The organism is Pedobacter panaciterrae, assembly GCF_013204795.1.
Classification (GTDB): Bacteria; Bacteroidota; Bacteroidia; order Sphingobacteriales; family Sphingobacteriaceae; genus Pedobacter; species Pedobacter panaciterrae.
The window spans coordinates 1,561,478-1,574,592 of the sequence record NZ_JABMKW010000020.1; the positions used below are offsets into that span (position 1 = coordinate 1,561,478).

The following is a 13,115-nucleotide window of genomic DNA, read 5'->3' on the forward strand; positions in this document are numbered from 1 at the left end:
AAGTTTATAATTATAACTTGATCAATTGAGTTGCACCTACTTTTACTTGATATTTGTTTACCTTACCGGCTTTCTTGACCACAATTGCCAGTTTATCTTTTCCGGCTCTTGATATTTCCAGATCGAATACATTTCCAAAAGAGTGGATATTTCGCAACGCAAACTTGTTCCATGCCTTTGGCATTCTTGGTGTGCAATTAAAGCTATTAAATCCAATAGGTCGTATGCCAAAAAGTCCTTCAGTAAATATTCTACAATACAAACCACTTTCTGCAGACAAATGGCGTTGGTTGCCTTCAGGATATGCCTCCACGGGATATGGAACATGATTGCCAAGTAACCTCCTTCTCGAATAATATTTTATAAAATCCATCGCTTTTTCAGTGTCTCCGGCTTCAAGAACTCCTCTTAATGCGTAAAGTGTAGAACGATCCCAGAAGGTTTCTTTACCGGCCTGTGTGGCTAGTCCATCAGCAGTCCACAAACGTGGAGAAAACAGGGCATCGATCGTTCCCTTTTTTCTATCAAATATTCCTACGGTAAGCGGCAAACATATCCATGCACGTAGCACATCATTCCCTTCGTAATATTTATAGGTCTCGTAACCTTCAACATTCCCACCAAAATACTTTTCAATATTGATTTTCAATGCATCTGCCTGTTTACGATACCCGTCTATTTGTGTCTTCGGCTTGCTCAGTAGCTTCCCTAGTAGCGTTGCAGATCGCAACGCATCATAGTATAAGGTATTTGTGGCCAGATTTGCTTTCCCGGCAGGAAAACGCCCCTCAAGTTCATCTTTATCAGAATTCACCACCCCCTCATTATTCATTTTTCTTCTGCTAAATTCCAGGCACCATTCAATCAAGGGCCACAATACGCGTGCTGAGTCTATGTTTCCATTCGCCAAAGCATAGCGTGATGCGCCATAAGCTATCATTGCCTGATCCCCTCTATCTCCAGCGCCTTTCCATACCGCATCCCCTTCAGCAACAATAGAACTTGGAATTGGCTTATAATCCGGATTCATATATTTTGCAAACCAACGATAAGAATTCATTGCGGACTGATTGCCAACCCTGTCTCCCAAAAATGCAAAGAATGGGTTAACATATTCTGCCTGATCATTAGCCCATATTGCAGCATAATAAGCCAAACCACCCGGTCCATGCATATAGCCGCCCTTTGTTTTATAAATACTTTCCGTAGCTCTTAGTTTAGCAAACTCAAATGCTGTATTAAGTATATCATCAGGAGTTTCTAGTTTAAGTGGCGCCTGAATCTCAGCGATCCTTTCTACCCTTTTTTGTTCTTCCAGATCAGGATTAATGGCCTCTATATTTTGTGGTGTATCTGTTGCGAGATAATAAACGGCAAAGGTTATTGATTTACCAGCTTGCAAAAGGCGGCTGCCTTCTCCTATTGTACCCATTATTACCGAATGAGATTGTACTTTACTTTTAGAAGGATCTGTTCTTACTTCACGTCTTAAATACTCCATTGAAATGGTTTGGTCTTTATCCGATTTATTAGTAAAAACAAACTTCTCAATAGCCATAGGCCTATCCACAGAAGGAAAAAGCTCTCTTTCTATTTCCGTTAAAACAGGCATACCTGTTTCGGCAGAAACCTTCATAATCCCTTTATGATTTATCTTTTTAATACTATAACCTAATGTGCCAGATTTGCCACTTTTCTCAATATAAAAATCTAATAACCTGTTGTTTATATAAAACCTTGGCAGTTCATTATCCTGAAAAGAATAAGAAATATGTGTTCTTGTCCCATCAGGCAACATTCTAAAAGTTGGAAATACAACTGTTCTGCTAATCTTCGATTTTCTGTTGCTATCTAAACCATACTCAACCCATAGTGCTACCTTTTCTCCTGCCATCTCAATATGATCAGTATGCGGCAATTCATTTTTAATGGACCAGCTAATACTGCCATTGTCCTCAATGCTCCAACGATCTGTTTGTTTAGGCAACGCACCCTGTTGAGCATAACTAAATGATTGAATGATACCCATACAAGTTGTGAGCACCATGGTATGAATAAGATTTCTCTTCATGGTTCTTTATTTTCTTAATCCTATTGTAAATTATTCATTCTGGATTGCAAGTGCAATTTGAGTAATACTTAGAGCTAATCTATTGCCACTATTAGCTAAGTAATCAACCGTATTAGCATATTCAGGTACGCAGGGTTTTTCATCTTGAAAAATGTTTATCTTTCCGTGCACCGCATACACATATTCACTTCGCTGGCGAACACTTGCCTGAAAATTGGCAGGAATTTATGGAAGGTTCACCGGAAACCGGAAAAGGGACCGTGGATAAAATATAACAAGAACAAATAATATAAAAATGAGATTAAAGAATTTTGGTTTTAGTTTGATGATACTTTTCAGCTCCGTATCTATTTCAAATGCACAACGGGATAAGGTAGTTACGCTTGATAATTTTTTCAATCATGAAACAAAAAAGAACAAAGATGGAAATGAAATCAGGTTTCATTACACTTGGGAGGACCAAACACTAAATGGCTATTCTATACTTGGAGATATTTTTAAAAAGAATGGATTTCAGATCAAAAATCTTGACAACGGGCCAACCCTTAAATCCTTAAAGGGCAACGATGTATATATCATTGTAGATCCGGATAATACTAAGGAAAACCCTAACCCAAATTACATTAACAAAGATCATATAAAAGCAATTACCAAATGGGTAAAAGCCGGAGGAGTACTGGTCTTATTAGCCAACGATAGTGCCAACACTAACCTTACGCAGTTAAATATCCTCGCAGAAAATTTCGGCATTAACTTTTCCAATAAAAGCCGAAACATGGTGAAAGGAAAAAATTATGAAACAGGAACCGTAAATATTCCGTTCGGAAATGAGGTGTTTACTGCCTCCAAAAAATTCTACATAAAAGAACTTTCAATTCTTCAATTGAACCCACCTGCCCAGGCTTTAATAACAGAACAGAACGATGTTATCATGGCTACTGCAAAATACGGTAAGGGTACTGTTTTTGCCCTTGGCGACCCATGGATTTATAATGAATATGTTGATGGAACCCGCATTCCCTCAACATACGAAAACTACAATGGTGCAGTTGAACTGGTAAAATGGCTTAGTTCAAGAATACCTCATCAATAAATATCCATGCTGGCTCGCCCTTTCCTGGATGCCACTGAGGTAGTTTCTTAAAGTTTTTGCCCACTATCTTTAAACATGAGACACTTCGTGGTTCAAATTTTGCATCTAACTTTACAAGTGCATTCCCTTCATCTTTAAGCGGCATTTGATTTTTTATTACCTTTAATAAGCGAAGACTTTTCTTATCTGCACCACCCCAAATCTCAACCTCCTGTGGAAGTAAAATATATGCAGAGATTTGTCTCATTACATTTAGTGTTACCGATTTTAAAGAAATAGCCTGCTTAAAAAACATGATGGTCTCCATGTTATTTTCTCTAAAACCAATCCATTTACCTGTATTAATATCAAAATCACCCAGCTGATTGTCGACCAATATCTTTGTTCCATCAGACCTGTACTTTTCATTTGGCTGCATTAAAAAAGCAATACTATCAGGCTTATAATTGCTTTGGTAAAAGTTAAAAACTATTGCGTCGCTGCTATACCAACCAGCTTTATATGCTTTTGCTTTTAGCGTAGTGGTTTCCTTAATAACAATTTCTTTATCATATAAAGGTGACTTAAGACTATCAGGTTCCGAACCATCTGTGGTGTACCTGATTTGCACTCCGTTTACAGGGTGTTTTACCTGAAGGGTCAACGAATTTTTAAAAATAGAAATGTCTGTACTCAACCGGGGCTGATTTAATTTAACCGGACTCTTGCCATCATCTTTAAAACCGCCTATTATAGCCAGCTCCTTATTCATTTTTTGTAATTGGCCTATCTCGCCTTCATTTAAACCCGTGTTCCACAAGGTCAGCTCTTTAAGGCTTTTCATACTCACAAGCTGCTTAACAAAGTTAAAATTAACCTTTGTTCCTGATAAGGATAATGCATTTAAATGATTTAAGGATTTTAAGTACTTAAGCCCATCACCCTTAATATCCGTAAAATTTAAATTTATCTTCCGCAGATTTTCAAACGCCCCAATTGTCTTTAATTCCTCATCTTTAATGGGTAAATTATTCAAATTTAAGGATACAATCTGCTTTTTAACAGGCATCAGTTCTTTTATAGCTTCAGGCTTATAAATACTTCTATTATAAACATTTACTTCTAAGGCTGGCGATATTTTATCGAGCGCGTAAATCACTCTGTAATTGTTATTTAGCTTCTTTACCGTTGCCTCATCTGCTGCTCCAAAATCATAATTTTCTTCGACAGATGTTACAGGCCCCAACAATGACGCGGACAGTACTCTCAAAGAATCGTTTTTTGGCAGATCTAAAACTTTCTTCTTTAAATCAGCATTACCCTTTATCCATAAAGCTAAAATGGCAATTTCTTCACTCGTTAACTGAGATTTACTCTTAGGGGGCATGTGCTTTTTATCATCTACAGGCAGATGTATTCGTTCCAGCAGCAAACTTATTTCAGGTTTCCCAGGCACAAATAATTTACCGTTCTTTCCGCCCTTAAACATAGATTTAGCATCTGCCAAGATTAAACTGCCCTTTGCTTTTTCTAAATTATGGCAACTCAAACACTTTTCATTAAATATGGGCATGATCACATCATCAAATATGACTGCCTTATCTACTGGAACCTTTTCTTTTTCTGGCATTACGGCTGCCAGAACAAAATTATCTCCATGAGTTAATGTAGCTCCATAATGGCCGGTAACAATTAAACATAAAATGGTAATAACAGCACCTGCTTTTGCTACGGGTGCTTTATACCAGGAAGAGTTTCTGGACCAATATATAATTGAAGAAATAAAAACAATGCTTACTCCTGTCCACTTGTGCCATTGCAAAGTATCACCGCTATAGCCTTCTTCTTTTGACAGGAATAATCCCATAACAACAGTTACTGCAGACAATAAAACTCCGGTTAACAATAACCCGGTAGTGAAATTCTGATATAACTTTTCTCCGGTGTATGCCTCCTTAAAGCGAAAGAATTCCAGAAGCATCGCTAACAGCAAAAGTACTATAGGAAAATGCAGAATCATAGGATGCAGCCTACCTAATGGCTGTAACCAATACGGCACAGAAATCTTATCTCCAAATACCAGTAAAAAGACAATAAAGATGTTTAACGCAAATAATGCATTTTCAGTAAAACCTTTAAGCGTAATTCTCATAAAAAATTATGCACGGGTAAATTTATATGGATATACTTTGCCCGATGCCCACTGGGCTACATAAAGGTTGTCGTCGTCATCTACACATACATCATGTGGATTCAGAAAAATCTTCTCTGCCTGCGACATTGGTTGCAATATACCATCCGTATAAGTCGGTGCTGAACCACCAATATTTGACACTACCTTATTATCCTTATCCAAAATAGTAACAAAGCCACTATTCTCCTTATTCAGATCCGGTGATCTTAGCACCGCAGCATACAAATAATCATTTTTAATAACCGGCCTGCAAACACAAGCACCAGGAAGCGCAATTATCTCTTTTAAATTCCCTGCCATATCAAAGCGTTTAAAGCAATTGCGTGTACGATCTGTAACCAGCAATGATGCTTCACCCTGTCTTTTATCAATACAAACCCCATGCGCATTATCCAGATGTTTGGTTTCGGCACCTTTTCCGCCAAAATAACTCAACAATTTACCCTCAGCATTATAATGCAGAACATACTGCAATCCATAACCATCTGCAATAAAGAAATCACCATTGTCTGCAACTGCTACTTCGGTTGGTACATATTCTTCATTTTTTTTGTACAGCCCTGTTTCCATCGGACAATCAAGTGTCATCAGTATTTTTCCATCCAAGGTAGTCTTATATACCTGATGTCTGTTTGTATCGGTAATAAAAAGAAATTCTTTACTGCCCTCTCTGGTGAGTGTTAATCCATGTGCCCCAGGAAATTCATGACCCCAGGAATCTAACAGTTTGCCCGATTTATTATAGATCAGTACATTATTTTTGGTCTCATTTGTCAATAAAATAATCCGGCCTTTTTTATCCTGCACCATTTCATGACAATCATTTACCGGATTCTTTGCAGGGTTTAATTGCCCCCACTTTGCATCCATCGTATAGCGCATGTTGTTGTGACCATACACAGGTTCTTTTGATTTTGCTAATGTATCTTTCATAATAAAAAATCCGGCAGAAACTGCGGTTGTATGTTTTAAAAATTCTCTTCTTTTCATAAAATATTCTTTATACTATAATGTCATTAATTACTTTGCCGGCTACATCTGTTAATCTGTAGCGACGACCTAAATGTTTAAACGTAAGTTTTTCGTGGTTTAGCCCAAGCTGATGAAGAACTGTTGCATGAAAATCGTTCACATGAACAGGATCTTTTACAATGTTGTATCCAAACTCGTCAGATTCACCATATACTATACCCGGCTTAATTCCACCCCCAGCCATCCAAATGCTAAAACAGCGTGGATGATGATCGCGACCATAGTTATCCTTGGTCATTGCGCCCTGACTATAATTAGTGCGGCCAAATTCACCTCCCCATATCACCAATGTTTCATCAAGTAATCCTCTCTGTTTCAAATCAGTTATTAATGCTGCCGATGCCTGGTCTACGTCTTTAGCTTGCCCTGCCATCTCATTTGGCAGATTGCCATGCTGATCCCATCCCTGATGATACAATTGCACAAAACGCACCCCGTTTTCACTTAGCTTACGTGCCAGCAAACAATTCGCAGCAAAAGTTCCCGGAACCAAACAATCAGGTCCGTAAAGTTTTATAATATCGTCTGGTTCTTTAGAAAGATCGGTGATTTCAGGTACAGCAGTCTGCATTCGATAGGCCATTTCGTATTGTTGTACCTTGGCATTTATCTCCGGGTCACCAAATTCCTGGTACGACATCTCATTCAGCTCAGCCAATTTATCGAGCATCTTTCTTCTCTCAAATCTGTTCAATCCTTCCGGGTCTTTTAAATAAAGTACCGGATCTTCGCCACTGCTAAATTGAACACCCTGGTGCGTGGAATCCAGAAATCCATTAGTCCACAGTTTTGAGTATACCCCCTGCCCATTACCTTTACCCCGCGACAACAATACAGTAAATGCTGGCAGATTTTTATTTTCGCTACCTAAGCCATAACTAAGCCATGCACCCATACTTGGTCTGTTTCCCTGTTGCGCCCCGGTTTGAAAAAAAGTTAATGCCGGATCATGATTTATCGCTTCGGTAAACATAGATCTGATGATACAAATATCATCGACAACCTTTGCAGTATGAGGGAACAAGTCACTAATCCATGCTCTCGACTCACCGTATTGCTTAAAATCATAATATGAACCTACCAAAGGGAAAGAAGATTGATTAGCCGTCATACCTGTAAGGCGTTGACCTGCTCTAATGGATGCCGGAAGCTCCTGCCCCATCATTTCTCTAAGCTTAGGCTTATAATCAAAAGACTCCAATTGTGAAGGAGCACCGTTCTGAAACAGATAAATTACTCTTTTAGCTTTAGGAGCAAAATCAGGAATACCGGGAGGAAGTCCTGCCTCTTCAAAACTGCCGGTAAACAGATCCGGAATTAGTAACGATCCCAGTGCAACACTCCCTAAACCCAAACTTAATTTTGAAAGGAAACGACGTCTGTTAAAATTAAGTCCATGCTCCAAAATATTCTTTTCCATAAATCAGGATTTTGTAATGGTTTCTTCTAAATTATATATTGCTGCTATTACTTCCATCATTGCGGCAAGTTCAGTTTTATTGGTTTTCTGAGAGAGAGGGTACTCGCCTACTGCCAAAACTTTCTCCGCATTTGATTTTTGTTTAAATACCTTCAATTGATCGGCGTAATAGGAGGCCAACAGCTTTATTTCTTTATCCTTAGGTTTTCTACAAACTATCCTTCTAAATGCCTTGCTGATCCTTGCTTCTGATGTTCCTTTATCTTGTAATAACTTATCGGCCAAAACACGCGAAGCCTCTAATACTGTGGGGTCATTCATCATCGCCAATGCCTGAAGCGGGGTATTCGTTTTTAATCTTTTAACTTCACACTGGTCTCTGTTACTGGCATCAAAAATTCCCATTACAGGAGGTGGAACAGTTCTTTTAATGAAAGTATACATACCTCTCCGATACAAACTCTCGTTATGATCTTGTCTGTATGTAGCCAATAAACCTCTACCTGATGTAGCTCCTTCCCAAAGGCCTGGTGGCTGGTAAGGCTTAACACTTGGCCCTCCTATTGTATTCACTAACAACCCACTACTGGAAAGCACCACATCTCTGACAAGTTCAGCAGGGATACGATAACGCGGCGCTCTTGCCAAAAGAATGTTATCCGGATCGGTCTTCAGTTTTTCCGGAGAGACTACAGCAGATTGTCTATAGGTTGCAGACAATGCTATTTGCCTAACAAGGCGTTTGATGTTCCACCCATGGTTCATAAAATCAACCGCAAGCCAGTCGAGTAATTCGGGGTGCGAAGGTAACTCTCCCTGCATCCCAAAATCTCCCGAAGTTTTAACAATACCTCGTCCAAAAAACTCTTGCCATACCTGATTTACAAATACTCTTGAAGTAAGCGGATTTTTCTTATCGAATAACCATTGCGTTAACCCAAGTCTGTTTTTAGGGTATTTATCACTAAATGAAAGTAATGATTTAGGCGTTCCGGCTTCCACCACCTCACCATGCGCATCATATACACCCCTTTTTAGTAAATAGGTTTTTCTAACTGTATCCTGATCACCCATTACTGATACGATTAATTTATTCGTATCCTGCTTATTTACAAACTTCAATATTTCTTTAACATCAGCATTGCTAATTTCCATCAGCGGTTTTTTTGCATAAGTCTCCGGGCCGCCAACAACAGACTCAATTCCTACTTCTTTTACATTATTAAAAAAAGCAAATACCTGGTAGTATTCCTTTTGCGAAAATGGATCGTACTTATGATCATGACAATGAGCACATTCCAGCGTAACACCTATTATGGCTTTCCCAAAAGTATTGGTGCGGTCAGTAACATACTCAACCCTATATTCTTCATCAATTACACCACCTTCTTCTGTTATTTTATGATTCCTGTTAAAACCTGTTGCCAAAAGCTGTTCTTTCGAGGCATTTGGCATCAAATCTCCGGCAAGCTGCCAGGTCACAAATTGATTATAGGGCATATTTTCATTAAAAGCATGAATAACCCAATCTCTCCAAGGCCACTGACTACGGTAATTATCATCCTGATACCCGTGAGAATCAGCATATCTGGCAACATCTAACCAGTGCAATGCCATCCTTTCCCCATAAGCTGGACTTGATAGTAGCGACTCCACAACCTTCTCATATGCGTTACCACTGGAATCAGCAAGAAATTTATCCATCATCTCAATAGAGGGTGGCAAACCGGTAATGTCAAGACTAGCACGCTTTAATAACCTTTCCTTATCCGCTTCGGGGTTAGGTACTACTCCTTTATGTTCCAGTTTATCAAGCACAAAATAATCTATCTCATTTTTCACCCATTTAGCATCCTTAACCTTAGGCATTTGGGGAGCTTTAGGAGGAGTAAAAGCCCAATGCTTTTCGTATTTAGCTCCTTGCTTAATCCATTTCTCTATTATAGAAATCTCATTAGCAGTCAATTTTAGATTTGAGGACTTCGGAGGCATCATATATGCCGTATCCTTTGTGGAAATCCTTAAAAACACTTCAGATGCATTAGGTTTAAAAGGTACAAGGGCATGCGCTGATGGATTTTCTTTTAACGCCTTATAGGCTTCCTCAGCAATATCTAATCTTAAATCTGCTTGTCGTTTATTCGCATCGGGGCCGTGACAGATAAAGCACTTATCAGAAAGAATTGGCCTGACATTGAAATTGTAACTGATACTATCAGGCAACTGTTCTTCGGCTACCTGATTTGAAGATGAGCTGTTACATGCCTGTATAATATACACAATAGCAAAAAACGTCAGCAGTAAATAAAAAAGCCTACGGTACATACAATATCTATTTGGTTTCAATTGTACAGACAAGCTTTCACTTGTCTGCTTCTATAAATTTAGAATAAATACTTTAAATACCAATTATTATTTTCTTAAAAAGCAGAATATGAAATTTTTATTGATTAAATTGTTGTAGAATATATCACTCTAAATACAACAAAAAATGAATGCAGAATTTAACGATGTACCGCTGATAAAAAATTCAGAAAAAAATAGATTTGAGCTCAAAACAGATAATTATCTGACTTTTATAGATTACAAGGAGCATGGTAAAAAGATATGGCTGATCCATACTGAAGCACCCGAAGAACTTAAAGGAAGAGGAACTGCAACTGCAATAGTTGAGAAAACATTAGCTTACCTGGAAGACAACGACTATAAACTCATCCCTCTATGTCCATTTGTAGTAACATACCTAAAAAGACACACCGAATGGAACAGAATTTTAGATGAGGGTGTACCCCCTTTTTAAGCCTATTTTATAACGTATTTACTTCCTTTAACAGTGTTAAAGCTAACCAGATTATCCACTTTAGTATTTAATGCTATCTTTTTCCCTGCGCTACTGTAAACCGAAGTACCGGCAGGTAATTGAATATAACATTCAGCTCCGCTTAGGGAAAAGATTTCGGCTTTGGTGAGTTTGCTGCTCTTCCAGCTAAAACTAAGCTCGAAGCCATTCCTTGCACGCATTCCTTTTATATTACCACAGCTCCAATCAGTATCTGTTGGCAATGCAGGTAATAAGCGGATCACAGAGTTAATGCCATTACTTTGGAGCAACATTTCAGCAATGGCTGCCGTACCGCCAAAATTTCCATCAATCTGAAATGGCGGGTGCGCACAAAACAGATTTGCATAAGTTCCTGCTCCACTGGTCATCGAAATCTCACTTCCCGCAACAGCAGGCGCCAGCAGTGCTTTAAACACCTTCCAAGCATGGTCACCATCACCTAGTCTGGCCCAGAAATTCACCTTCCATGCTCTCGACCAACCTGTACCTCCATCCCCTCTTCTCTCCAAAGTTTTTCTTGCTGCAGTCATCAATAAGGGTGTTTCAAGTTGAGTAATTTCATCGTAGGGATACAAACCATACAAATGCGAAACATGGCGATGTGTTACCTCAGGATCTTCATAATCTCTGATCCACTCTTGTATCCCGCCTGTTTTTTTACTGATCTGATTAGGAGCTAACCGGCCTTTTAGCTGCTGCAAACTATCTGTCCAACTCTTATCTATACCTAATAACTTAGCCGCAGCAATAGTATTGTTCATCATTTCTCTCCCAATCTGCATATCCATAGTTGGACCCATCGTGGTTTGCCCTTCAAAACCTTCCTCGGTTTTATAAGAATTTTCTGGAGAGTTGGAAGGCGCTGTTACCAGCCACTTTGTTAGCGGATCTTCAATTAAAATATCGGTATAAAATTTTGTTGCCCCTTTTAGTACCGGATAAATCTCAGCTAAAGTCTTTTTGTTTGGGTTATATAAATAATGTTGCCACAAATGACTGCTTAACCATGCTCCACCCGAAAGTACCGAACCCCATGAGGCATGCTCGCCTGGAGCAGTAAAACCCCAGGGGTTTGCAATTACGTGTGCCACCCATCCCGTGCTGTTATAATATGCTTTTGCAGTTTTTTGTCCAGGCGCCACCAAAAATTTTGTAAACTCAATCAGGGGTTTATGTATATCTCCCAAATTAGTATTCTCCGCCAACCAGTAATTCATTTGCACATTGATATCCAGGTGATAATCTCCGTTCCACGGGGTTTGATACTCTTCAGCCCAAATCCCTTGCAGATTAGCTGGTAAGCCACCTGGGCGAGAACTTGAAATTAAAAGGTACCGTCCAAAATTAAAATACAGAGCTGGTAGCGTTACATCACTCCCTCCGTTAGCAAAACGCACCAGTCGTTCTGCTGTAGAAAGCGCTGCAATACCGGCATTCTCTTTTTCACCAAGTTGGATTTTACAGCGATTGTAGTAGGCTTGAAAATCTTCGCGCTGCTTTGTTTTCAATGTTAGCCACGGAAGTTTACCCGCAGCATCAACATGTTTTTTAGCTACCGGCAAAGGTATCGCACCGCGGTGTGTTACATCTGGCCAGTTCATATCTGTTGCAGCACTAATTACAATAAGGCATTCGGTTGCTCCATCAACCGTAAGTACACTATTTTTTGCCGTTATTTTTCCTGTGGATGAAATGGCTTTCGCAAAGGCTGCAAAAAGAATTCCTTTATCTCCATTACCACCTGGCAATTGTCCTGTCATGCTAAGCCCATTTCCCTCGGCTGAAAAAGATGCATGCTCTTTTCTACTTAGCGACAGATCAAAATTTAATGCTTTTGCTTTACTCGAAGTTAAACGAACAATAATGGCTTGTTGAGGGGTGCTTACAATCACCTCTTCTTTAAAGTTTACACCTGACCTGCTCCACTCAGTAACTGAAATGGCTTTATCTATACTTAAAATCCTTTTATAATCCGTTACTTTTGAGGTGGTGTCTCTCCAATTAATAAACATATCTGAAAGGATTTGATAGCATCCAAACTTTTCGTTTGCACCATTTCCAAAACCAGACCCAGCTCCGGCACTTGTAAAATATTTTTGTAATAGTTCTTGCGCCTCCTTATTTTTTCCATCCTTTAGCAATTGCTGAATAACAGGTAAATGAGCGGCAGCATCATTTCTATTGGGATTTTCTACACCACCAGACCACATAGAAATTTCGTTTAAAACAATCCTTTCTCTGTTTGGATTGCCAAATACCATTGCTCCTAATCGGCCGTTGCCAACAGGAACAGATTCAGTAAAATGGTTCGCCGGTGAATTAAATCTCACTTGCTGATCTGTCTGCGCAAATAATGACAAGCCACTTAAGGTAAAACAAAAAAAGAAAAGTATTTTTTTTTGTGCCAAATTCATCTTTAGTTATGTTTTATTTAATAATCAAAGAAAGGAAATTACAGCTTTAGAAATTAGCTGTTATTGTCAA

8 protein-coding genes are annotated in these 13,115 nt (G+C 38.9%); 2 read left to right on the forward strand and 6 right to left on the reverse strand.

The annotated features are described in order from the left end of the window. Positions 1-10: 10 nt before the first annotated feature. Positions 11-2,071: a glucosidase family protein gene (locus HQN86_RS25710; RefSeq protein WP_172663698.1), complete on the reverse strand. Its 2,061-nt coding sequence runs from the start codon at positions 2,069-2,071 to the stop codon at positions 11-13. A 295-nt stretch (positions 2,072-2,366) separates the two neighbouring features. Here HQN86_RS25710 and HQN86_RS25715 point away from each other — a divergent pair, with 295 nt between their 5' ends. Beyond that, positions 2,367-3,164, forward strand: a complete 798-nt coding sequence (locus tag HQN86_RS25715; protein ID WP_172663699.1) for a DUF4350 domain-containing protein — start codon at positions 2,367-2,369, stop codon at positions 3,162-3,164. Here the strand turns inward: HQN86_RS25715 and HQN86_RS25720 are convergent. Genes HQN86_RS25720 through HQN86_RS25735 form a run of 4 tightly spaced genes read right to left on the reverse strand, consistent with a single transcriptional unit; the run spans position 3,139 to position 10,114 of the window. Continuing rightward, positions 3,139-5,295, reverse strand: a complete 2,157-nt coding sequence (locus HQN86_RS25720; protein WP_172663700.1) for a chitobiase/beta-hexosaminidase C-terminal domain-containing protein — start codon at positions 5,293-5,295, stop codon at positions 3,139-3,141. The two genes, HQN86_RS25715 and HQN86_RS25720, sit on opposite strands and share 26 nt — an antisense overlap. A 6-nt stretch (positions 5,296-5,301) precedes the next feature. Beyond that, on the reverse strand, positions 5,302-6,327 hold the full coding sequence (locus HQN86_RS25725) for an NHL repeat-containing protein (protein ID WP_172663701.1): 1,026 nt from the start codon (positions 6,325-6,327) through the stop codon (positions 5,302-5,304). 10 nt (positions 6,328-6,337) lie between these two features. Then, the gene (locus HQN86_RS25730; protein WP_048904630.1) at positions 6,338-7,789 is read right to left on the reverse strand and encodes a DUF1501 domain-containing protein; all 1,452 of its coding nucleotides are present in this window, start codon (positions 7,787-7,789) and stop codon (positions 6,338-6,340) included. Positions 7,790-7,792: 3 nt separating this feature from the next. Next, positions 7,793-10,114 carry a PSD1 and planctomycete cytochrome C domain-containing protein gene (locus HQN86_RS25735; protein ID WP_172663702.1) on the reverse strand — a complete coding sequence of 774 codons (2,322 nt, stop codon included), beginning with the start codon at positions 10,112-10,114 and terminating at the stop codon, positions 7,793-7,795. A gap of 166 nt (positions 10,115-10,280) precedes the next feature. Here HQN86_RS25735 and HQN86_RS25740 point away from each other — a divergent pair, with 166 nt between their 5' ends. Beyond that, the gene (locus tag HQN86_RS25740; protein ID WP_172663703.1) at positions 10,281-10,589 is read left to right on the forward strand and encodes a GNAT family N-acetyltransferase; all 309 of its coding nucleotides are present in this window, start codon (positions 10,281-10,283) and stop codon (positions 10,587-10,589) included. A gap of 2 nt (positions 10,590-10,591) precedes the next feature. On the opposite strand, the gene HQN86_RS25745 is transcribed toward HQN86_RS25740, so the two are convergent. Continuing rightward, complete coding sequence (locus HQN86_RS25745; RefSeq protein ID WP_172663704.1) at positions 10,592-13,045, reverse strand: glycoside hydrolase family 95 protein; 2,454 nt, start codon at positions 13,043-13,045, stop codon at positions 10,592-10,594. Positions 13,046-13,115 lie beyond the last annotated feature (70 nt).